Annotated in this window: 16 protein-coding genes and 1 tRNA gene; 10 read left to right on the forward strand and 7 right to left on the reverse strand. The window is 73.4% G+C overall.

Annotation, left to right across the window (positions count from 1 at the left end):
• The first annotated feature begins 138 nt into the window (after window positions 1-138).
• Window positions 139-2,013 (forward strand): phospholipase C, encoded by a 1,875-nt coding sequence (locus tag JK364_RS08055; protein ID WP_201849043.1) that lies wholly within the window; start codon window positions 139-141, stop codon window positions 2,011-2,013.
• A 254-nt stretch (window positions 2,014-2,267) separates the two neighbouring features.
• Window positions 2,268-3,395, forward strand: a complete 1,128-nt coding sequence (locus JK364_RS08060) for an LLM class flavin-dependent oxidoreductase (protein ID WP_201849044.1) — start codon at window positions 2,268-2,270, stop codon at window positions 3,393-3,395.
• 150 nt (window positions 3,396-3,545) lie between these two features.
• On the opposite strand, the gene JK364_RS08065 is transcribed toward JK364_RS08060, so the two are convergent.
• Entirely contained in the window at window positions 3,546-5,555 is a 2,010-nt protein-coding gene (locus JK364_RS08065; RefSeq protein ID WP_201849782.1) for a putative bifunctional diguanylate cyclase/phosphodiesterase, read from the reverse strand.
• A 321-nt stretch (window positions 5,556-5,876) separates the two neighbouring features.
• Between JK364_RS08065 and JK364_RS08070 the strand changes: the two genes are divergently transcribed.
• The 3 genes from JK364_RS08070 (at window position 5,877) to JK364_RS08080 (ending at window position 9,725) form a co-directional block, all read left to right on the forward strand.
• Entirely contained in the window at window positions 5,877-7,145 is a 1,269-nt protein-coding gene (locus tag JK364_RS08070) for a M6 family metalloprotease domain-containing protein (protein ID WP_201849046.1), read from the forward strand.
• A 190-nt stretch (window positions 7,146-7,335) separates the two neighbouring features.
• On the forward strand, window positions 7,336-8,979 hold the full coding sequence (locus JK364_RS08075) for an AMP-binding protein (protein WP_201849048.1): 1,644 nt from the start codon (window positions 7,336-7,338) through the stop codon (window positions 8,977-8,979).
• A gap of 140 nt (window positions 8,980-9,119) precedes the next feature.
• Window positions 9,120-9,725: a response regulator transcription factor gene (locus JK364_RS08080; protein ID WP_201849050.1), complete on the forward strand. Its 606-nt coding sequence runs from the start codon at window positions 9,120-9,122 to the stop codon at window positions 9,723-9,725.
• 129 nt (window positions 9,726-9,854) lie between these two features.
• Here the strand turns inward: JK364_RS08080 and JK364_RS08085 are convergent, their stop codons facing one another.
• The 3 genes from JK364_RS08085 to JK364_RS08095 all read right to left on the reverse strand — a co-directional run bounded on the left by JK364_RS08085 (window position 9,855) and on the right by JK364_RS08095 (window position 13,815).
• Window positions 9,855-11,075 carry a sensor histidine kinase gene (locus tag JK364_RS08085; protein ID WP_230991618.1) on the reverse strand — a complete coding sequence of 407 codons (1,221 nt, stop codon included), beginning with the start codon at window positions 11,073-11,075 and terminating at the stop codon, window positions 9,855-9,857.
• 138 nt (window positions 11,076-11,213) lie between these two features.
• Window positions 11,214-13,595 (reverse strand): TOMM precursor leader peptide-binding protein, encoded by a 2,382-nt coding sequence (locus JK364_RS08090; protein ID WP_201849054.1) that lies wholly within the window; start codon window positions 13,593-13,595, stop codon window positions 11,214-11,216.
• Window positions 13,596-13,608: 13 nt separating this feature from the next.
• Window positions 13,609-13,815 carry a hypothetical protein gene (locus JK364_RS08095; RefSeq protein ID WP_201849057.1) on the reverse strand — a complete coding sequence of 69 codons (207 nt, stop codon included), beginning with the start codon at window positions 13,813-13,815 and terminating at the stop codon, window positions 13,609-13,611.
• Between the two features lie 183 nt (window positions 13,816-13,998).
• Between JK364_RS08095 and JK364_RS08100 the strand changes: the two genes are divergently transcribed.
• From JK364_RS08100 to JK364_RS08120, 5 genes are all read left to right on the forward strand, one after another.
• Window positions 13,999-14,823, forward strand: a complete 825-nt coding sequence (locus JK364_RS08100; RefSeq protein ID WP_037953152.1) for an AfsR/SARP family transcriptional regulator — start codon at window positions 13,999-14,001, stop codon at window positions 14,821-14,823.
• 345 nt (window positions 14,824-15,168) lie between these two features.
• The gene (locus JK364_RS08105) at window positions 15,169-16,404 is read left to right on the forward strand and encodes an FAD-dependent monooxygenase (RefSeq protein WP_201849059.1); all 1,236 of its coding nucleotides are present in this window, start codon (window positions 15,169-15,171) and stop codon (window positions 16,402-16,404) included.
• A gap of 92 nt (window positions 16,405-16,496) precedes the next feature.
• Entirely contained in the window at window positions 16,497-17,447 is a 951-nt protein-coding gene (locus JK364_RS08110; RefSeq protein WP_201849061.1) for a GlxA family transcriptional regulator, read from the forward strand.
• A 103-nt stretch (window positions 17,448-17,550) separates the two neighbouring features.
• Window positions 17,551-18,390: an SDR family NAD(P)-dependent oxidoreductase gene (locus JK364_RS56895; protein WP_201849063.1), complete on the forward strand. Its 840-nt coding sequence runs from the start codon at window positions 17,551-17,553 to the stop codon at window positions 18,388-18,390.
• A 90-nt stretch (window positions 18,391-18,480) separates the two neighbouring features.
• The gene (locus JK364_RS08120; protein ID WP_201849065.1) at window positions 18,481-19,794 is read left to right on the forward strand and encodes a nucleotide disphospho-sugar-binding domain-containing protein; all 1,314 of its coding nucleotides are present in this window, start codon (window positions 18,481-18,483) and stop codon (window positions 19,792-19,794) included.
• A gap of 78 nt (window positions 19,795-19,872) precedes the next feature.
• Here the strand turns inward: JK364_RS08120 and JK364_RS08125 are convergent.
• The 3 genes from JK364_RS08125 to JK364_RS08135 form a co-directional block, all read right to left on the reverse strand.
• Window positions 19,873-19,946: transfer RNA gene (locus tag JK364_RS08125), tRNA-Lys, on the reverse strand.
• A 56-nt stretch (window positions 19,947-20,002) separates the two neighbouring features.
• Window positions 20,003-20,599 carry a bifunctional DNA primase/polymerase gene (locus tag JK364_RS08130; protein ID WP_201849067.1) on the reverse strand — a complete coding sequence of 199 codons (597 nt, stop codon included), beginning with the start codon at window positions 20,597-20,599 and terminating at the stop codon, window positions 20,003-20,005.
• A 114-nt stretch (window positions 20,600-20,713) separates the two neighbouring features.
• Complete coding sequence (locus JK364_RS08135; RefSeq protein ID WP_201849069.1) at window positions 20,714-21,079, reverse strand: DUF8844 domain-containing protein; 366 nt, start codon at window positions 21,077-21,079, stop codon at window positions 20,714-20,716.
• Between the last annotated feature and the right edge of the window lie 72 nt (window positions 21,080-21,151).

Here is a 21,151-nt window from a genome sequence, read left to right on the forward strand (position 1 = left end):
TCAAGAACGCCTCAAGAGTTCCTTGGATTCTTCTGACCCTCTATTCACTCGGCCGCCTCCATGGATTCCATCGGAGAGTCCTGCCCGCGGCACAGGATCAGGCGCAGGCGTGAAACGCGAATCATGTGGAGGCATGACATGGGCGGCACGGCAGGATCCGAAGGCGGCCGACGGCGTGGCCGGGCCGCGCGCTGGGGTGCCCTGGCCGGCGCCGCGGCCCTGGCGACGGTGGGCGGGGTGGCCCCCGCATGGGCCGCGCCCGCGAAGGGCGACCACACCGCGACACCGGTGAAGCATGTGGTGGTGATCTTCGACGAGAACATCTCGTTCGACCACTACTTCGGCACCTACCCCAAGGCGGCGAACACGGACGGCACCAGGTTCACGCCGGCCAAGGACACCCCCAAGGACATCGACACCCTGGCGCACGCCGGGCTGCTGGAGAAGAACCCCAATCTCTACAAGCCCAAGCGGCTGCGCAGCGACCAGGCCATGACCTGCGACCAGAACCACTCCTACGGCCCCGAGCAGTACGCCGCCAACGGCGGCAAGGCCGATAAGTTCGTGGAGAACACCGAGGTCAGCAAGTGCACCGGGCTGTTCGGCGAGCCCGGTTTGGTGATGGACTACTACGACGGAAACACCGTCACCGGCCTGTGGAACTACGCCCAGCACTACGCGATGAGCGACCGCTCCTTCAGCTCGGCCTACGGTCCCTCCACCCCCGGAGCGCTGGAGCTGATCTCGGGCCAGACCCATGGCGTGATCTCCACCGACCCCAAGTCCTCCACCGAGAACCCGAAGCAGACCGACAAGCCGGACGCGTACGCGGTGGCCTCGCCGGACGCCAAGGGCGTCGGCACGGTGATCAACGACCCGGACCCGGCCTTCGACGACTGCTCCAACAAGGACCACACCAGCAGCAACGCCCTGGCTCAGCTGAAGGGCCGGAACGTCGGCGATCTGCTCAACGCCAAGGATGTGAGCTGGGGCTGGTTCCAGGGCGGCTTCCGGCCCAGCACCGCCTGGGACGGTGAGCAGGACCACTACGCCAAGTGCTCCGGCACCACCCACAAGAACGTCGGCGGCGCCGCCTCGGTGGACTACAGCCCGCACCACGCGCCGTTCCAGTACTACAAGTCCACTGCCAACCCGCATCACCTCCCGCCGAAGGACGTCCAGGAGATCGGCCACAGCGGCCGGGCCAACCACAACTACGACCTCACCGACTTCGACGCGGCGCTCAAGACGGGCCATCTGCCGTCCGTCAGCTTCCTGAAGGCCGCCGAGTACCAGGACGGCCACGCCGCCTACTCCGACCCGGTCGACGAGCAGCACTTCCTGGTCGAGCAGATCAACGCGATCCAGAAGTCGCCGCAGTGGAAGGACACCGCGATCGTCGTCGCGTACGACGACAGCGACGGCTGGTACGACCACGCCTACGCCAAGCCCCGCAACGGGTCGGCCGACAAGACCACGGGTTCCAATGGCAAGGCCACCGACAGCCCCGCCTGCCAGTCCGCCCCGAAGCCCGCGGGCGGCTACCAGGACCGCTGTGGCCCCGGCCCCCGGCAGCCGCTGCTGGTGATCTCCCCCTTCAGCAAGTCCAACAAGGTCGACCACACCCAGACCGAGCAGACCTCGATCACCCGCTTCATCGAGGACAACTGGCACACCGGCCGGATCGGTGACGCCTCCTTCGACCGCAGGGCGAACACCCTCTCCGGGCTCTTCGACTTCCGCCACCCCAACAACACCCAGGTGCTGCTGAAGTCCGACGGCTCGGTCGCGTCGGTCCACAAGTCCGGTCACTACACGACCTCCGCCCTGGCCGCCCACGCCCCGATCGTGAACGCCGCGGCCGCCGACGCCCTGACCACCCGGCGGCTCGCCGACGGCAAGGGCATCTCCGCCGCCCTGCCCATCGGCCTCACCGCGGGTGTCCTGGTGCTCGGCGGGGCCGGTACGGCGCTGGCCCTCCACCGCCGCCGCACCGCGCGGACCGCGGGCTAGGCCCGTTCCGCGCGAGCGCGCGGCACCGTCGTCGGGTCCGCCGCCGCACCTCCTCCCCAGGTGGCGGCGGGCCCGGCCGTTCACCGGGGGCCGGGGAAAGCCGTTCACCGGTCACCGGGGAACAAGGCCCGGGAATAAAGCGGAGCCTTTCTCCGGTTGAATGTCGGCGGTAGACGTAGAGGCGTGGCGGCGCAGCGCCGCACACGCACCCGACATACGCGCACCGCGCGGTGCGACCAGGGAGGCGGGCCACCGTGGCCGATGAGCAGGACCGGCGAGACGACCAGCGCGACCCCATCCGGGCCCGGCCCCTCGGCAGCGCACCGGTGCCCCTGTCGGTGCTGGACCTCGCGACCGTCGGCAGCGGGGTGACGGCCGCCGAGGCGCTGCGGACCACCACCGAGCTCGCCCGGCTCGCCGAGCGCCGGGGCTTCCAGCGCTTCTGGGTCGCCGAGCACCACTCCATGCCCGGGGTCGCCAGCTCCTCCCCGGCGGTGATCCTCGCCCATCTCGCCGCGCACACCGAGCGGATCCGGCTGGGCTCCGGCGGGGTGATGCTCCCCAACCACGCCCCGCTGGTCATCGCCGAGCAGTTCGGCACCCTGGAGGCGCTCGCCCCCGGCCGGGTGGACCTCGGCCTCGGCCGCGCACCCGGCACCGACGGGGCCACCGCCGCCGCGCTGCGCCGCACCGAGCGGCTGCGCGAGGGCGCCGACGACTTCCCCCAGCAGCTCGCCGAGCTGACCCGCTTCCTCGACGACGACTTCCCCGACGGCCACCGCTACGCCCGTATCCACGCGGTGCCGGGGCCGGTGCAGGGCACCGTGCCCGGCGGGGTCCAGTCCGCCGGCCGGCCGTCGGTCTGGCTGCTGGGCTCGAGCGGGTTCAGCGCCAGGCTCGCCGGGATGCTCGGCCTGCCGTTCTCCTTCGCCCACCACTTCTCCGCGGCCAACACCGTCCCCGCGCTCGACCTCTACCGCGAGACCTTCCGGCCGTCCGCCGTGCTGGACAAGCCGTACGCCTCGATCGGCGTCTCGGCCTTCGCCGCCGAGGACGAGAAGGAGGCCCACCGTCAGGTGCTCACCGGCGCCCTGGCCATGATCCGGCTGCGCACCGGACGCCCCGGCCTGGTGCCGTCGCCCGAGGAGGCCGAGGGGTACGAGTTCAACGAGATCGAGCGCGACTTCATCAACAGCTGGCTCGCCAATGTCGAGTACGGCAGCCCTGACCAGGTCCGCGAGGGGCTCGACGGACTGATCAAGCGCACCGGAGCCGACGAAGTCATGATCACGGCCAATGCCCACGGCCGTGATGCCCGTCTGCGCTCGTACGAGCTGATCGCCGACGCCTACGATCTGCCGACGGCGCGGACGGAGGCGTAGCCCTACGGGGTGTCCGGCGGACCACGCGGCGGAGCCGCATGTCGATGCTGCCCCCTCCCCGCCCCGCCCCTTCCCGCATATCGTCAGGTGTTGGGAAGGGGCGGGGCGGGGAACAGCCCGCCGCAGGCGTCACGATCCGCCCGGCATGCCCTAACCCGGCGCCGGGCAGGCGGTGATCATCGCCTGGATGCGGTCCGGCGGCACCGGACGGGAGTAGAACCACCCCTGTCCCGTATCGCAGCCGATCCGCCTCAGCCGCTCCGCCTGCTCGGCGCTCTCCACGCACTCGGCCGTCACCGTGAGGCCCAGCCGGTGCGCGAGCTGCACCAGCGCCTCGACGATGGTCTCGTCGGCCGGATTCGGATGCTCCTCCGCCCGGAACCCCTGGACGAACGAGCCGTCCAGCTTGAGCGTGGAGACCGGCAGTCGGCTGAGATAGGCGAGGTTGGAGTAGCCCGTCCCGAAGTCGTCGATCGCGATGGCCACCCCCATGTCGCTGAGCGCCTGCAGCGCCTGCAGCGGCCGCCCCGTGGACCCCATCACCGCCGACTCGGTCAGCTCCAGCTGGAGCAGATGCGGCGGCAGCCCGGTCTCCGCCAGGATCGCGGCGACATCGGCCACCAGATCGGAGTCCCACACCTGGCGGACCGCCACATTCACGCTGACCACCAGCGGATGCGGCGGTTCGGCCAGCTGCCAGGCACGGGCCTGGCGGCAGGCGGTGCGCAGCACCCACCGGCCCAGCGGCACGATCGCGCCGTTCTCCTCGGCCAGCGGGATGAACCGGTTCGGCGACAGCCGCCCGAACTGCGGATGGTCCCAGCGCACCAGCGCCTCCACCCCCCGGACCACCCCGTCGCCCAGCCCCACCAGCGGCTGGTAGTCGAGCACGAACTCGTCCCGCTCGACCGCCGGGCGCAGGGTGCTGGACAGCGCCTGCCGGGTCATCCGATGGGCGTTGCGCTCCGGGTCGAAGAGGGTCCAGCGCGCCTTGCCGTCCTCCTTCGCCCAGTACAGCGTGGTGTCCGCGGCCTGCATCAGCCAGGTGGTGTGGGTGCCGGCCGCGGGCCGCTCCACCACGCCGATGCTCGCCGACACCGACAGCCGCTGCCCGCCCACGTCGAACGGTTCCTGAAGGGCGGCCAGCACCGTCCGGGCGAGGTCGCACAGCTGCTCGGTGCCGGTGGAGTTGCGGACCAGCAGGGCGAACTCGTCCCCGCCGAGCCGCGCCACCAGATGGCCCTCGGGCGCCGCGCAGTCGGTGAGCCGCTGGGCGACCGCGCCGAGCAGCCGGTCGCCGACCCGGTGGCCGAGGGTGTCGTTGACCGCCTTGAAGCCGTCCAGGTCGAGATAGCACAGCCCGATCCGGCCGGTGCCCCCGTGGTCGTAGGTGGCCGCCTCCAGCGCCCTGGTCATCCGCTCGAAGAACAGGCTGCGGTTGGGCAGCCGGGTCACCGGGTCGTGCATCTGCAGATGGCGCAGCCGCCCCTGGAGATCCCGCTGGTCGCTGATGTCGGCCATCGACAGCAGCAGACTGCAGCTGTCCGGCGCGGGCTCGACGGTGACCTCGGCCCACAGGGCATGGCCGTCGGAGCGCCGCAGCCGCCGGGTGCGGCGCAGCCGCGCGGCACGGCCGCCGAGGACGTCCCGGTACTCCCGCCAGGTGCGCGGATCCTCGCGCAGATCGGCCAGGTCCGCCGCGCTGCGGGTGATCAGCAGGCCTGGATCGGTGCCGAGCAGGGCGCCGAGCGCGGGGTTGGCGTCGAGCACCCTGCCCTCGCGGTCGACGACGGCCATGGCGAGGCGCGCCACATTGAAGGCGGCGCGGTAGTCGCCGGGCGCGGGGCCGGTCGGGGGACCGGCGGTATGCCCGGTGGTGGGCCCGGCGGTATGCCCCGCCGTGGGCCCGGTGGTATGCCCCGTTGGGTGCCCCGCGCCCGGGGGCGCGCCGGGGCCCGGGGGCGTGCCCAGGACCGACGGCGCGCCGGGGGCCGGACGGGGTGCGCCGGGGTCCTCCGTGACCGGAAGGACGCTCGGCATGGCCTCACGCTCTGTGATCGTCGGCAGTGTCGCGCCCGGGGCGCGTCCCTGCCCGTCGGGGGTTCCGCTCACCGCTCGCTCCCGCGTGGCGTTTGTTGTTTCCAAGTTGTTCGTACACATCTTGTGCATGTCTCACACCGGGTGCCGGGCCGACCGTAAGTGCCTGCCTGAAGGGGGATTCCCCGCTGGAAATGTGCCGATCATAGGGGCTCGTGCTCCGGGCGTTCCATCGATGTCATCGCGCTCACCGCCGCCTTGACAATGTGTTTGGTCGTATCTGTTCGACTCTGCGCGGGCCAACGGCCGCTCTGACCGATTGTGACCGTCTGTTACGTACCCGGATCGCGGCCTCTTCACTCGACCAGCCCAACTCAACAGGGCGTACCCCGCCAATTCACCTCAGGGTGGAGTGGGTGTTCCGACTACGCCCGGGAGGTCGACATGGTGCGTCTTCCTCAGGTACCCGAGGGGGTGCACCGGCAGCCCCGGCTGCGTCGGGCCGGAGCCCTGCTCACCTCGCTGAGCGCGCTCATCGCGACCACCGTGGTGGCGGGCCCCGCCGTCGCGGCCGGCCCCGGCGGCCCCTGTGACCTGGAACGCACCGATGCCCACCACTCGGAGGGCGTGGACACCTGGAACCCCCGCTATCCGCGCCCGGTACGCCGCCTGGACGCGGCGATGGTCTTCCTGTCCTTCCCGGACGCGCGGCCCCGGGTGACCCCCGCCCAGCTGGCCGCCGACCACATCCCCGCGACCCCCAATTTCTTCAAACGGGCCTCCTACGGAAAGTTCCGTTTACGGGTGCATCCGCTGCGGCGCTGGATCGCCATGCCCCAGCGCTCCACCGCGTACGCCATACAGCGCGACTGGAACGCCCAGCGCCGCGCCGCCTATCTGCGCGACGCCATCGCGGCCGCCGATCCGCACCTCGACTTCGCCCGCTACGACCTCGTCTATCTGGTCGCCGACCCCGACGCCCCCGGTGTGGACGCCGACGCGACGAAAGTGGTCAACTTCGAAAAGCCACTGCGCGCGGACGGTGTCGACCTGCGCCGACTGGTCACCGTTTTCGAGCACCATCCGCCGGACCGCAATGTGCTGGCCCATGAGACCGGGCATGTCTTCGACCTGCCCGACCTCTACCACCGGCCGAAGGACACCGACGGCAACGCCGAATGGGACACCTACGTCGGCGACTGGGACCTGATGGGAAGCCAGTTCGGCATGGCACCCGATCCGTTCGGCTGGCACAAGTGGAAGCTCGGCTGGCTCGGCGCGCGCCAGGTGGCCTGCGACCGCGCCACCGGACCTCGCCGGTACACCCTCCAGCCCCTCGCCGCCCCCATCGGGCGCGGCCGGTCCGGCGCCGACACCCGCACCCGGCTGGTCGTGGTCCGCACCGGGCCCACCACCGCGCTGGCCATCGAGGCGCGCGGCGGCAGCGGCAACGACGCGGGCACCTGCACCGAGGGTGTGCTGGTCTACCGCGTCCGCAACGACAAGGCGTCGGGCGACGGCCCCGTACAGGTGCTGGACGGCCACCCCGCCACCTCCGCCTGCTGGAACGAGTCGGTCTACCCCGAACTCGCCGACGCCCCGCTCGGCGTCGGGGACAGCATGTCGGTCAAGGAGGACGCCGTACGGATCACGGTGGCGGGCCGCGCCGCCGACGGGGGCTGGACCGTCCGGGTCAACCGCAGGGCGCGTTGATGACGACTGATGACGGGGGTGCGACGGCCCGGCGGGCCGCCGCCGGACCCGCGCCGATGCGGCAGGTCGGGCCGCTGCCGGACCCCCGCCGAGGACCGGGGCGCGCTCCTCACCGTTGATCAAGTCGGCTTCGAGGTGGCGCTTCGAGACTGTGGGCCCCTTTCCGACGTCGGGCGCCCGGGAGTTGAGAATGCCGCGATACGCGAATCTGTCCGAGGCCCTGAAGGAACGGGCCCTCCGGTGCCCCGACGGCACGGCGCTCGCCCACCCCGCCGCCGATGGCACCGAACACCGCGTGTCCTACGCCGCGCTCGACGCCCGCGCCGACGCCGTGGCCGCCTGGCTGCGCGCCCGCGACGCCGTCGGCCGCCGGGTGCTGCTCGCCATGGACCCCGGTCCGTGCGCCGCGGTGGCGTTGCTCGGCTGTCTGTACGCGGGGGCCGTCGCGGTACCCGTGCCCGCGCCGTCCGCCTCCCGGACCGATGCCGAGCGCACCGCCTCGATCGTCCGGGACGCCGCCGTGGACCTCGTCCTCACCGAGACCGCCCACGCCACCGAGACCTCCCGCCGGCTCTCCCGAATCGGCCGCGCCGGTCTGACCTGCCTCGCCGTCGACGGACTCCGCCCCGACGCGGGCGCCGACGCGCCCCGGCAACCCCTCCGCACCACCGCCGACAGTCTCGCGCTGCTCGCCTACGACTCCGGGCCCGCCACCGCCCCCCGCGGCGCCCTGCTGACGCATGGCAACCTTACGGCGGCCATGGCCGGGCTGCGGCGGACGCTCGGCACCGACCGCCGCTCCCGGGTCGGTGGCTGGCTGCCCCGCCGCCACACCCCCGGGCTGATCGGGCAGGTGCTGCACCCCTTATGGCTCGGCGCCACCGCCGTGACACTTCCGGCGGAGCCGTACCGCACCGATCCGCTCGGCTGGCTGCGCGCCATCAGCCGCCACGGCATCACCGAAACCCTCGCGCCCGACATCCTCCACGCCCGCTGCGCCGCCCTCCTCGGCGACGAGCCACCGGCCGGGCTCGACCTCTCCCGCTGGCGGACCGCGCTGAACGCCGGGGAGCCCGTCTCGACCGGGACGATGGCCGCCTTCCCCCACCGCTGCGCCCCGCTGGGCCTGCGCCCGGGCACCCTGGTGGCCGGGTACGTCCCGGCCGAGGGGGCGCCGGTGCCGCTGGCCACGGGGCGCACACCGGTGCCGGGCGCCGACTTCGCCGTCGTGGACCCGCTGACCGGGCGCCGGCTGCCGGACGGGGCGCCCGGGGAGATCTGGGTGCGCGGCCCCGCCGTGGCCACCGGCCACTGGGGCGGTCCGTCGGACACCGCGCTGCTGTTCGCCGCCCGCGTCACCGAGGGTCCCGGCGGCTTCCTGCGCACCGGCGATCTCGGCCTTACGGTCAACGGCCGGCTCCGGATGACCGGCCGGGTCCGTGACGCCCTCCTGGTGGACGGCCACACCCTGCACCCCCAGGACGTGGAGCGCGAACTGCTGGGCTGCGCGAAGGCGCTGGGATCGGCCCGGGTGTTCTGCGCCGGACCCGGCGCGGGGGCGCTGGTGGTCGTCCAGGAGGTCGTCCGTACGGCGGGCGGGGCGCGCACCGGGCTGCCCCGGCTGGCGGCCCGGATCCGCGCCCTGATCGCGGAGGAGTTCGGGGTCGAGACCGGCGCGCTGCTGCTGGTGCGCCCCGGCACCGTGCGCGGGGCGGGAACCGCCAAGGTACGGCGCGCCCTGCTGCGCGAGCGCTATCTGCGGGGTGAAGTGCGCGCGCTGCACGCCGAGTTCGGGCCGGGGGTCGGTGAGCCCTGTCGGGGTGGTGCGGCGTGAAAAGGGGGCGCGCGGTCGCGTTCGCGCTACGGGATGGGCGTTCGACGGGCGTATTTCCCCGCGAATCGATGGAATGGCCGAGAGGGCGGGGGAATAATTCCCATGCGGGGTGAGGCCGGGCGGGGAAAGCAGGGGGCGGCATGGTCAGGGTGCTGATCGCGGAAGACATGCATATGTTGCGCAAGGCACTGGTCGCCCTGCTGGAATTCGAACCGGATATCGATGTGGTGGCCGAATTCTCCAACGGCGCCGAAATCCTGCCGCGCGCCCGGGAACTCCGCCCGGACGTCGCCGTGCTCGACATCGATCTGCCGGGCGTGGACGGGCTCACCGCCGCGGCCGAGTTGAGCACCGCCGTCCCCGAATGCCGCACCATGATGCTCACCAGCCTCGGCCGCCCCGGAAATCTGCGCCGGGCGCTGGCCGCCCATGTCTCCGGCTTTCTGCTGAAGGACAGCAGCCCGGACAAGCTGAGCGAGGCCATCCGCGCCGTCGCCAAGGGCGAGCGGGTGATCGATCCCCAGCTGGCGCTGGCCGCCCTGGACGACGGCCCACAGCCGCTGACCCCACGGGAGCTGGAGGTCCTGCGGTTCGCCGCGAAGGGCGAGGACTCCGGGCAGATCGCGGCCAAGCTGTTTCTGTCGGTGGGCACGGTGCGCAACTATCTGACGTCCGCCGTGACCAAGCTGGACGCCCGCAACCGGGTGGACGCCATCCGGATCGCCCGCGAGGCGGGCTGGCTGTAAGGCGGCGTACGGCGTCCCCGCGCGCTGGCCAGGCCGTCAGGGGTTCCGTTACGCGGTCAGGGGCCGTTACGCCGTCAGGGATCCCGTTCACCGGCAGGGCCAGTCACGCCGTTGGGCCCCAGGGTCCCGTCACGCCGTCACCGTCGGCCCCGGGCCGTACTCCCGGCCGCTCCGCGGCGGCGCGTCCACGGACACATCCAGCTCCGCCCGTAACTCGAACCAGCCGTCCGACCGTACGCCCGCGCACAGCCGCCCACCGAGGTTCTCCACCCGCACCCGGAGGTTGCCGATGCCGCTGCCGCCGTCCGAACTGTCGGCGCGCAGGATCGTGGACGGCCGGCCCACCCCGTCGTTGACGAGCGTCAGCGACACCCGCCGCCCGCTGCGCCGCGCCTCGACCGCGCAGTGGTCGGCCTTGCTGTGGCGCAGCACATTGGTCAGCCCCTCGCGCAACACGCTCGCCAGCACCGTGTCCACCAGCTCCGGCAGCGGTCCGCAGTCGATCTCGGCCGTGGCGCTGATGCCCGCCGCGGCCAGCATCGAACGGGCCGTCGCCGCCTCCGCCGACAGCGACATCTTGCGATAGCCGCTGGCCACGGCCCGTACGTCGGCGAGGGCCTGACGGGAGGTCTGCAGGATCTCCGAGAGCTCCTGCTGGGCGCGGGAGTTCTGCCGGGGCACCAGCCGGTGCACCAGCTCGCATTTGAGGGTGATCGTGGACAGGCTGTAGCCCAGCAGATCGTGCACGTCCCGGGAGAACCGCAGCCGCTCCTGGGCGACCGCCAGCCGGGCCAGCTCCGCCCGGGACCGGGACACCTCGGCGACCAGCCCGGACAGCCGCGAGAGCCCGAAGACCACCAGCCCGGTCAGCGCGGTGGAGACCGTGGTGTACGCGACCTGACCCCAGCCGAATCCCACCTGGAACAGCAGCACGTCCGTGCACAGCAGGATGGCCGCGAACGCGGGCCACGCCAGCGCCGGGACCAGCACCAGCAGCGAGGAGCCGGCCAGGAAGCCCGGCATGCCCAGCCAGGCGTGCTTGAAGATGGCGAAGGGGGCGAAGGTCAGCACCGTCTGGAGGGTCAGCGTCCAGCGCCGCGCACCGCTGAGCCGGGGCGCGAGGCCGGGGAAGGAGTGCAGCATCTGGAGGCAGAGCAGCATGGTCATCGGCAGCAGCGCGAGACCGAGCATCGCCGCGTCGACGGACCTGCCCGAACGATTGCCGTCGACCACATAGGTGACGGCCACGGCGAAGTACCCCACCAGCACGAGGACCGTGATGACCACGGCCAGACGCGGCGCCAGACCGTCCTGGTGGCGCGGTGGATGGTTGCCGGCATCGTCGGGCAAGAGGCTCCCCTGCACTCGTCCTCCGGATGGTCGGGCCGGATTGGGTGGCTTGCCCGAGAGTATCCGATCTTCACCTGGGGTGGAGAGGCCCTGTGGAAGGCTCATGCTGTACGCAGAGTTACCGGATATCACGGGGGATCACAGGAAAAACGGAATCGGGTTGAGGTCCGCGTAGCGCGTGGGCCCCGGCAGCCGGCCGAGCGCCACGGGGGCGTCGAAGAGCCGGCCGGGCGCGAACCGGGCCCAGTGCGGGCGCATTCCGGGCACCAGCACCTTGGCCACCGGCAGTCCCACATCCGGCCGGGTCTGGTCCAGCACCAGCAGTTCCATCCCCCGTCCGCGCACCAACTCCCTCACGGCGGCCAGCGCACCGCCCTCCGGGGGCTCCGGGGGGCCGGATATCCCCGGGGGCATTACGGCCGCCGGATCGGGGGCCAGATAGGGGTGGCCGGCGAGGGTCGCGGTACGGAACCAGCGCAGCGCCTCGGGCTCGGCGGCGCCGTAACCCCCGCCGTCGGCACGGGCCTCGACCACCGCCGGAAGCATCTGGTTCAGCTCGGCGAAGGCGTGGCACAGCGCGGTGCGCCGGTCGAAGTGGGCGCCGAAGCCGAAGGTGATGTCCTCGGCGGGCTTGTCGAGGCGCCGGGAGAGCGCGGCGACCACCGGTATGCCGAAGTCCGCGGTGAGGTCCAGGGCCCACACCTCGCGCCGCACGCCCCGGTGGGCGGCGCGCACTTCGGCCAGCCACGGGTCGTCGAAGGCGTCCAGGGCCACGGCGGGCTGCCGGGTGCGGTTGTACCACCACAGGGCGACCGCGTCCCGCTCCACGAGCTCCAGGAAGCCCCGTACGACGGCGTCGGCCAGGGTGCCGCCCGCCGCCGCGCCGTTGGAGTCCGCCCGGCAGCAGCGGTGGCCCGGGGGCTGCGGGGCGCCGTAGTAGAGCAGCGCGGTGGGCAGCAGCCGGTGGCGCTCGGTGGTGAGCGACCACACCGGGGTCCAGTCCAGCTCCGCGCCCTCGTCGAACGGATCCTGGACGCGGTGGCGCGCGGGGAGGGCGGGATCCCGGAACTGGCGCGGGTCGAAGAGCTGGACGGTGTCCGGGTGCACCGCGTCGTCCGGGCGCAGATCGCGGTAGCGGGCGCGCTGACGCGGCTCGTCCCCCTGGAAATGGCCGCTGTAGTGCTCCAGGGCCTCGCACAGCGCGCTCGCCCGCGCCTGTTCGGCCGTGCGGCCCTTACCGTGGGCGGCGGCCCGCAGGCCGGCCCTTACGGCGTCCAGGCCGCTGTGGGGGCCCGCTCCGGCGTACGAAGGGTGGCGGGCGTGGAAGCAGTTGAGGACGGCGGGGCCGCGCGGATCGCGCCGGATCTCGGTGACCAGCCCGGTGACGGGGTCCACCAGATGTCCGTAGCGCTCCATGATCCCGCGCGCGGAGGTGTCGGTGGCGGTCTCGGCCAGTGGCGCCCGTGGTGAGGGCAGCGACAGGGGCGCCCGTATGCGGGCCGCGACCAGCGCCGGATCGCCGCAGCCCGCGCACTGCGGACGGCGGGAGAGCGGATGGCGGTCCACGGTGGCGGTGAGGCTGTCCAGGGTGCGCAGCTCCCGCTGGCCCGGATGCCGGTACCCGGCCAGCCACTTGGCGGCCTCCAGAGCGGCGAGCTGGAGCGCGGCGGCGCGGCTCGCGGGCAGGGAGGCGGGTGGTCGCGGCACCGGTCCGGGGCGGCCGAGCCGGCGCTGGAGATACGCCTCGGCCTGCCGTCCGCGCCACAGCCGGTCCGCCAGACAGACCCAGCACGGAGCGTCGGGGGCGCCGAGGAACGGGCCCAGCCACGTCTGGGTGCCCACCGGTTTGACGGGCAGCCAGCGGCGGCCGGCGGCGCGGTGCGCGGCGTCCACGGCGGCGAGCCGCGGATCGAGGTAGTCATCGCACACCACAAGGGTGAGTTCTGCGGCGTCATGTTGACGAATGGCGATTTGACATATCTCTCGCCGAGGACTATTTGCCCCCGAGGTCGTCGGATCGCCGTCCGCCGCCTCCGCGTTCACGGACCTCGGGTCCGCCGGCTCGCCGTCCACCGTCCTCAGCCCCGCGACGCGCAGCGCCCGGACCACCTCGTCCGGGTCGGTCGAGCCGAGCACCAGCGGGGCCACGGCGGGGCGGGCGGACGCGGGCACGGGGGCCGGGGCGGAGCCGCCCGTGCCCAGCCCGGCCAGCTCCCAGTACGCCTCCTCGGGCGTCCAGGCGCGCTCCCGCTCGGAGACCAGCCCGGCCGCGCGGAGACGGGCGATGACGCGCTCGGCCTGCCCGGCCGGGACCGCGCCGGGCGGGCCCGCGGCGCGGCCGGGCGCGGCGGCCTCGGTGAGGATGTGGGCGAGGTCCCGCGACCCGTCGAGCAGCGGTGCCAGCGCGGCGATCGCGTGCCCGAGCAGCGCCGTGACCCCGTGCTCGGAGACGAGATAGACGGCCTCGCCGGGCACCGGCTCGACCCGCAGATGTGGTGTGAAGCCCAGTTCGCCGGTCATTGCCCGGGCCCGGTCATTCGGCGCCGACGGTGCAGATGCAGATGCCGGGCGCGGGGATGGGCCAGGCGGTGTCGGAGAGGTCCTCGATGACCAGGTCGTCGTCCTCGGCGGGCTTGGCGCGCTCGGCGATCTGGACGACCTCGGTGACCTCGGTGTTCTCGGCGGGATGAGCCAGGACGGCGGGGCTCGTGGACTCATATGGGACGGGCGTATCGGTCATCGCGGACTCTCTCATCGCCAGGGGTGTGAATTTGTCATGGTGCGGGGCTCTGGAACTCATATCGAGCTCGGTACTCCGGCACTGGCCGCACAGGCCGCCCACAAGCGAGGCTCTTAGATGCCTCGGTGGCAGGGCCGCGCGGCCAGGAGGCACTTGACGGACCGTTGACGGAGGTACACGACCATGGACATCAAGGTGTTGGGGCCGCTGAGCGTCGAGGCGTGCGGTCAGTCGATCGTGCCCAGCGCGGGCAAGCCGCGCCAGATCCTTGCACTGCTTTCCGTCTACGCCAACCAGATGCTCCCGGTGCCCACTCTTATGGAGGAAATCTGGGGCACGCAGATGCCGCGCAGCGCGCTCACCACTTTGCAGACCTACATCCTGCAGCTGCGCCGCAGGCTGGCCGCTGCTTATGGCCCACAGGCCCCGCAGGCTTCCAAGGATGTGCTCGCCACGCGATACGGCGGATATGTGCTGGAGGCCCAGCCGGGCGCGGTGGACATCCATGAGTACGACCGGCTGGTGGCCGCGGGGCGGGACGCGCTGGACGCCGGGGACGATGTCCAGGCGTCCCTGCTGCTGCGCGAGGCGCTGGCCGTCTGGCGCGGCCCCGCGCTGGTGGATGTGAAGGTCGGGCCGGTCCTGGAGATCGAGCTGGCCCGTCTGGAGGAGAGTCGGCTCGGCGTCCTGGAGCGCCGTATCGAGGCCGATCTGCGGCTGGGCCGCCATGCCGAGCTGCTCACGGAGCTCACCGAACTGACCGCCCGTCATCCGCTGCACGAGGGGCTGCACGCCCAGTGCATGGCCGCGCTCTACCGTGCGGGCCGCCCCTGGCAGGCGCTGGAGGTCTACCAGGGGCTGCGCGCCAGACTGGTGGAGGACCTCGGGCTGGAGCCGTCGCCGCGGCTGCAGAAGCTCCAGCAGGCGGTGCTCGCCTCTGACCCGGCCCTCGATCTGGACCTGGACGGCCACTGGCGCCGCCCGGTGCTCGACCTGTTCGCCGCATAGCCCCCGGCCAACGGCCCCCCAGCCCTTAGCCCCCAGCCCCCAGCCCCCAGCCCCCGCAGAGCGGTTCCCCGAGCCCCCGAGCTCCCCGACATCCCCGATAACGCCCCGTCCTCGTCCGGAGTCCCGTAGATCCCGTAGATCCCGTACCAGCCGTCCCCGTCCGGCGAACCCTTCCCCCCAATACGCCCGGCGCCGCCCTTCAGCCGGGCCTGCTACGGCTCCGCTGCCCGATCCCCCCGCGCGGGCAAGCGGAGCCGTAGCGCGTCCAGGGGCTGTCACAGGCGCCCGATGCCCGATGCCCATGGCCTGAGCCCTGGACCCTGAGCCCGACCAGCAGGAGGCGCGATGATGCGCGAGATCGACACCGATGTGTGCGTGGTCGGGGGCGGCCCGGCCGGTCTGGTGCTGGCGCTGCTGATGCTGCGGTCGGGGGCTCGGGTGACCGTGGTGGAGTGCGCCCGAGCGCATCAGCGCGTGGTCCGCGGCGAAATACTCCAGCCCGGCGCGATGGAGTTGTTGGACGCGCTCGATGTGCTCGCCGGCGCCCGCGCCCGCGGCGCCCATGAGCACCACCGGTTTCTGGTGATCGAGGGCGAGCGGGTGCTGCTGGAGGCCGACTACCGGCTGCTTCCGGCCCCGTACGACCACCTGCTGAGCGTGGTGCGCCCCCATCTGCTGGATGAGCTTCTCGCCCGCTGCCGCCGCTCGCCCGGCTTCCGCTATCTGCCCGGACGGCGGGCCGGGGCGCTGCTGCGGCGGGAGGGGCGGATCGCCGGGGTCATCGCCGAAGGCGCGCCGGGCCGCTGTGCCGTACGGGCCCGGGTCGTCGTCGGCGCGGACGGCCGGTTCTCGCGGATCCGGCGGCTGGCGGGCATCGGGGCGGGCCGCGCCGACGCGTTCGCCCAGGATGTGCTGTGGTGCACCCTCAGCGCGCCCCCGGAAGAGCCGCCGGTCCGCGATGTGCGGGTGTACCGCACCGGCGGCGGCCCGGTGCTGGTCTACGGCTCCTGGCCGAACCGGATCCAGCTCGGCTGGACCCTGCCGCACCGGCGCTACGGCCAGATCGCCGCCCTCGGCATCGACCATGTCAAGGAGCGGCTGATGCGTGCCGTGCCGCGGTACGCCACGCTGATCCGCGATCAGCTCCGCACCCCCGCCGACCTCGGTGTGCTCGATGTCTTCTCCGCACGCGCCGAGCGCTGGGTGGCCGACGGGCTGGTGCTGATCGGCGACGCCGCCCACACCCACAGCCCGATCGGCGCCCAGGGCATCAACCTCGCGGTACAGGACGCGGTGGTGCTGCACCCCCTGCTGGCCCGCGCCCTGGCCGAGGGCGACACCAGCGCCGAGCGGCTGGCGGAGTTCGAGCGGCGGCGCGGGCCCGACATCGCGGCGGTGATGCGGATGCAGACCCTGCAGAGCCGGGCGATCCTCTCGCAGGGCGCGTTCACCACCCGGGTGCGCCCCCGTCTTGCGCGGGCGCTGCGTCATACGCCGCTCTACCGCAAGATCCTCCAGCGCATGGCCTACGGCAACCCCTCGATCCGTATCGCCGACGCCGGGGTGTGCGGCCGCATATGACGCCCTCGAGAGCGATGGCCGGAAACCACCTCCACACCGGCTTCTCGCCACCCGGCGTTGGCGCCATGCCCCGCACGGCCTAGGTTGAGGCCATGCACACTGTCGTGATCCTGGCGCTGGACCAGGTCATCGCCTTCGATCTGGCCACCCCGATCGAGGTGTTCACCCGCACCCGGCTGCCCGACGGCCGGGAGCCCTACCGGGTCCGGGTCTGTGCCCCCGCCCCCGCCGTCGACGCCGGGGTGTTCACCCTCCAGGCCCCGTACGGGCTCGAGGCGCTCGCCGAGGCCGACACCATCGTCGTGCCCGGCCGCGGCGACGCCCTGCTCCCGGTCCCCGACGAGGTGATCGAGGCGCTGCGGGACGCGGCCGGACGGGGCACCCGTATCGCCTCGATCTGCTCCGGAGCGTTCATCCTCGCCGCCACTGGGCTGCTCGACGGACTCCGCGCCACCACGCACTGGCTCGGCGGCGCGCTGCTCGCCGAGCTCCATCCGAAGATCCAGGTCGACCCGGATGTGCTCTATGTGGACAACGGCCAGTTCCTCACCTCGGCGGGCGCCGCGGCCGGGCTCGATCTGTGTCTGCACATGATCCGGCGCGACCATGGCTCCGCCGTGGCCGCCGACGCCGCCCGGCTGTCCGTGATGCCCCTGGAACGGGAGGGCGGACAGGCCCAGTTCATCGTCCACGACCAGCCGCCCGTGCCGCGCGGATCGCTGTTCGAACCCCTGCTGCGGTGGATGGAGGACAACGCCGGACGGGACCTCACCCTCAACGAGATCGCCGCCCACGTCGGCATGAGCACCCGCACCCTCAACCGCCGCTTCCGTGAGCACACCGGGACCACCCCGCTGCAGTGGCTGCACCGCGCCCGGATCCGCCAGGCGCAGTATCTGCTGGAGGCCACCGCCCACCCCGTGGAGCGCATCGCCTCCCAGGTGGGGTTCGGCTCGCCCACCTCCTTCCGGGACCGCTTCAAGCGCGTCGTGGGCACCAGCCCGCACAGCTATCGCTCCGCCTTCCAGCGAAACGCCGGATAGCCGCCGAGCGAGACCCCGTAGCGGGTCGGGCGCGGGTCGAGGCGGGCTCGAGTCACGGCGGCGACCATGGCCTTCTCAGTGGGAACGACCGCGAGGAGCGCCCATGTTGGACCTCGGCTTGGAGGGGCGCACGGTCCTGGTCACCGGGGCCACCGGAGCCATCGGCAGCGCCGCCGCACGCGCCTTCGTGGAGCAGGGCGCCCGGGTCGCGCTCGCCTTCCGGCACCGCCGCGAGGCCGCCGAGGCGCTGGCCGTGGAGCTGTCCGGGCCGGACCGGGGCAGGGCCTTCGCCGTGCCGTACGCCCTGGACGACGCCGCGTCGCCGCGCTGGGTCGTGGCCGCCGTGGAGGAGCACTGGGGCGGGCTGGACGTGCTGGTGGCGGCCGCCCGGCGAAGGGGCGCGCGGCGCGAGCCGCACGCCCGGTTCGAGGACGTCCCGGAGGAGCACTGGCGGCCGCTCGTCGCCGACGCCTTCGCGCCCGCGATCCGCACCGCCCAGTGGGCCGTCGCCGGGATGCGCAAGCGCGGCTGGGGCCGGATCGCGCTGGTGGCCCCGCCGCATGTGCCGGACGGCGACCCGGGCGGGGACCCTGGCGGGGAGTTCCACGCGGTGGCGCGGGCCGGGCTGCAAGGTCTGGTCCGCGGTCTGGTGGGCGAGGTGGGCCGGGACGGAGTGCTGATCAACGCCGTGTGCCCCGGGCCCACCCCGCCCGACCGGCCACCCACCCGGCCCGACCGGCCGCCGACCCCGCCCGACCGGCCGCCGACCCCGCCTGACCGGCCGCCCACCGTCCCCGAGGGCCTCACCACGCCCGAGGGCCCCACGACCCCCGAAAGCCCCACGACCACCCCCGAGGACATCGCCCGCGCTCTCGTCTTCCTGTGTTCGGCGGCCAACGGCGCGATCACCGGCGAGACGCTGACGCTCGCGGGGCGCCGCTGAGCCCGCCGGGGGTGCGAGGGGTCGGCTCGGTGTCATGTCCATCGGCCGGACGGGTCGGTCCGGCCGGCTCGACCTCTGCGGGAGGTGACCGTGCGCGTCCTGTTCACGACCTGGGCCTCGGGTGCCCATCTTGTCCCCATGGTGCCGCTGGCCCGCGCCCTGCTCGAGGCCGGGCACCAGGTGCGGGTCGCGGTGCCGTCCGAGTGCGCGGCGGCCGTCGCCCGCACCGGCCTGGTGCCGGTGCAGATCGGCGCCCTGCCCATGGCGGTGGTCAGAGCGCCGGACGGGGCGCGCCGCCCGCGCGGCATCTGGCCCACGGACTGGCCGGTGCGGCCCGCCGCGCTCACCCCGGAGCAGCACGGTGTGCTGCGCGCGTGCGGCGACCGGCAGGTGCGGATCGCCGAGGCGATGGCCCAGGGCCTGGTGGCCTTCGCCCGCTGCTGGCAGCCGGAGCTGGTGGTGCACGACGCGGGCGCGTACGCGGGCACGGTGGCCGCGGGGGCGCTGGGCGTGCCCGCGGTCGGCCAGCTGTGGGGGAGCGCGGCCGTCCTGCGGCTGGACCGGCAGCGGCTCGAAGGCCCCCCGCTGCCCGGCTACGCCCGGCTGATGCGGCGTTACGGCGCCGATCCGGCGCGCGAGCCCGATCTGTGGCTCGATCCCTGTCCGCCGAGCCTCGCGCTGCCCTCGCGGGCGCGGCGGCTGCCGGTGCGCTTCGTACCGCACGACGGGACATCGCCGGATGAGACGCCGTCGCCGTACGAGGCCCGCCGCGCCGGGGCGCACCCCGGGCACCCCGGGCACCCCGGGCGCCACGAACACCTCGGGCGCCCCGGGCACCCCGGGCGCTACGCCGCCGCGTCGAACGGGCGGCGCGGGCCGGGCGGCGGCCCCAGGCGCACCGGGCCGGTGCGGGTGTGCGCGGCGTGGGACGACGCCGGTGGTCCGCCGGACGCCGTACGGGCCGCGCTGTGGGCCGCCGAGGCGCGGGGCGTGGAGGTCGTCCGGGTGGGAAGCGCCGCCGAGGGGCGGCCGCCCGCCGGGCCGCTGCACCGGGTGCTGCCGGGCTGCCGGGCGCTGCTCCACCAGGGCGGGGGCGCGGCGGTGCTGGCCGCCGCCATGGCCGGGGTGCCGCAACTGGTCGTCGCGCCCCGCCTGGAGCACCAGCTGAACGGGGTGCGGCTGGCCCGGGCGGGTGCCGGGATGTATCTGCCCGCCGACGCCCTCGACGCCGCCCGGCCCGGGGCGCGGGCGGCGGGCGCCCGGCTGGCCCTGGATCTGTTCGCGTTGCTGGAGCGGCCCTCGTACGCCGCGGCGGCGCACGCCCTGCGCCGGGAGGCGCTCGCGATGCCCGGCCCGGACAAGGCGGTGCGGGCGGTCATCCGGCTCGCGGGCCCGGCGGTGTGAGTTCGCCGCCACGCGCGACCTGTGTCGCCGGGCCACGCGAAAGGCCCCCCACCGAAGTGGGAGGCCTTTCGCTGTCTGTGCGCCGCCAGGGACTCGAACCCCGGACCCGCTGATTAAGAGTCAGCTGCTCTAACCAACTGAGCTAGCGGCGCCTGCTGACGTAGGAGACCTTAGCACCCGGACGCCATGGAGTGAAAATCGATAAGTTTCAGCCCGGAAAGGCGGCGGGTGCGCTGGTCACAGCCGTGCCGACAAGATCACCACCGGCGGTGCGGGCCGCCCTCACACAGGCCCACAGCAGTACCTCGGGGCCGGGCAGCCAGGGGCCGCGGACATCGGGCGCGACCAGCCAGCGCGGCGACGGCATCGAGGCGGACTCCCGGGTTCCGGACTCTTGGGTTCCGGGGTCCGGCGGGAACAGCGGCGGCACGGTCACCGCGTCGCCCCGGCCGTAGCAGAGCAGCGGGGGAGCGGCCGCGCCCCACTCCTCCCAGCCGAGCAGCGCGGGCAGCCGCTGGGCGGTCCCCGGGGTGGCGAAGAGCATGACCCGGCCGCCCTGGGCCGCGACCGGTCCGGTGCCGGGGCCGTCGGTCCATAACCGGCCCACCACCCGGCGGCCGAAGAGCGCGTCCATGCTGATCACGTCGAACGCCGTGCCGCACGGCAGCGTCACCGGGGCGGTCGGGGCGGCGGCCCACAGGGCCTGCACACCGCGCGGGGAGGCGCTGGCCGAGGCGAGCCAGTCCGCGCCTGCCGGGGTAACGAAGGCGGCGGTGTGAAGTGAGTCCTGCGGCGATCTGCTCATGTTTCCACCTTTACCGCCAGCGCTGACGGTGTAGAGAGATGAGACAAAACCGGGACATCGGATGGCGGTATCGGGTACCTTCCCGCCGCATATGCCTCGGGCTCACGCCTGCCGTCAGTCCAGCACCTCGCCGCCCCGCATCAGCTCACGACCGAATTCGACCATCTTCTTGGCGTAGTCCTCGGTCCACTCGGCACGCTCGGCGATCACGGCGGCGGTCAGCCGATCGAACCGCCTCGGGTCGGCGAGCTGCGCGGCCGCCATCGCCTGGAACTCCATGGCCCGGTCCGTCGCCGCGCGGAACGCCAGCACCAACTCCGTCGAGCGGGACAGCAGCTCACGCGGGTCTTCGATCGACTCCAGGTCGAAGAAGTGCGCCTCGTCCGACGCGGCGGCGGCCGGTTCGAAGAGCAGGGGCGCGGGCTTCAGCCGCCGGGGCGCGGAGCCGTGCCGGCCGTGAGCCGAATCCGGCTCGGGCATGTGATCTCTCCTCCTGGCTCGTGAGACACGTACGGTTCGCGGGTCTTGTCGTCTCCATTGTCGCGCGTAGGG

The organism is Streptomyces endocoffeicus (assembly GCF_016741935.1).
GTDB classification, from domain to species: domain Bacteria; phylum Actinomycetota; class Actinomycetes; order Streptomycetales; family Streptomycetaceae; genus Streptomyces; species Streptomyces endocoffeicus.

Coding starts and splice junctions, on each gene's coding strand:
- JK364_RS08055 (WP_201849043.1), top strand. CDS start 139: ATGGGCGGCACGGCAGGATCCGAAGGCGGCCGACGGCGTGGCCGGGCC.
- JK364_RS08065 (WP_201849782.1), bottom strand. CDS start 5,555: ATGTGTACGAACAACTTGGAAACAACAAACGCCACGCGGGAGCGAGCG.
- JK364_RS08070 (WP_201849046.1), top strand. CDS start 5,877: ATGGTGCGTCTTCCTCAGGTACCCGAGGGGGTGCACCGGCAGCCCCGG.
- JK364_RS08075 (WP_201849048.1), top strand. CDS start 7,336: ATGCCGCGATACGCGAATCTGTCCGAGGCCCTGAAGGAACGGGCCCTC.
- JK364_RS08080 (WP_201849050.1), top strand. CDS start 9,120: ATGGTCAGGGTGCTGATCGCGGAAGACATGCATATGTTGCGCAAGGCA.
- JK364_RS08090 (WP_201849054.1), bottom strand. CDS start 13,595: ATGACCGGCGAACTGGGCTTCACACCACATCTGCGGGTCGAGCCGGTG.
- JK364_RS08095 (WP_201849057.1), bottom strand. CDS start 13,815: ATGACCGATACGCCCGTCCCATATGAGTCCACGAGCCCCGCCGTCCTG.
- JK364_RS08100 (WP_037953152.1), top strand. CDS start 13,999: ATGGACATCAAGGTGTTGGGGCCGCTGAGCGTCGAGGCGTGCGGTCAG.
- JK364_RS08105 (WP_201849059.1), top strand. CDS start 15,169: ATGATGCGCGAGATCGACACCGATGTGTGCGTGGTCGGGGGCGGCCCG.
- JK364_RS08110 (WP_201849061.1), top strand. CDS start 16,497: ATGCACACTGTCGTGATCCTGGCGCTGGACCAGGTCATCGCCTTCGAT.
- JK364_RS56895 (WP_201849063.1), top strand. CDS start 17,551: ATGTTGGACCTCGGCTTGGAGGGGCGCACGGTCCTGGTCACCGGGGCC.
- JK364_RS08130 (WP_201849067.1), bottom strand. CDS start 20,599: ATGAGCAGATCGCCGCAGGACTCACTTCACACCGCCGCCTTCGTTACC.
- JK364_RS08135 (WP_201849069.1), bottom strand. CDS start 21,079: ATGCCCGAGCCGGATTCGGCTCACGGCCGGCACGGCTCCGCGCCCCGG.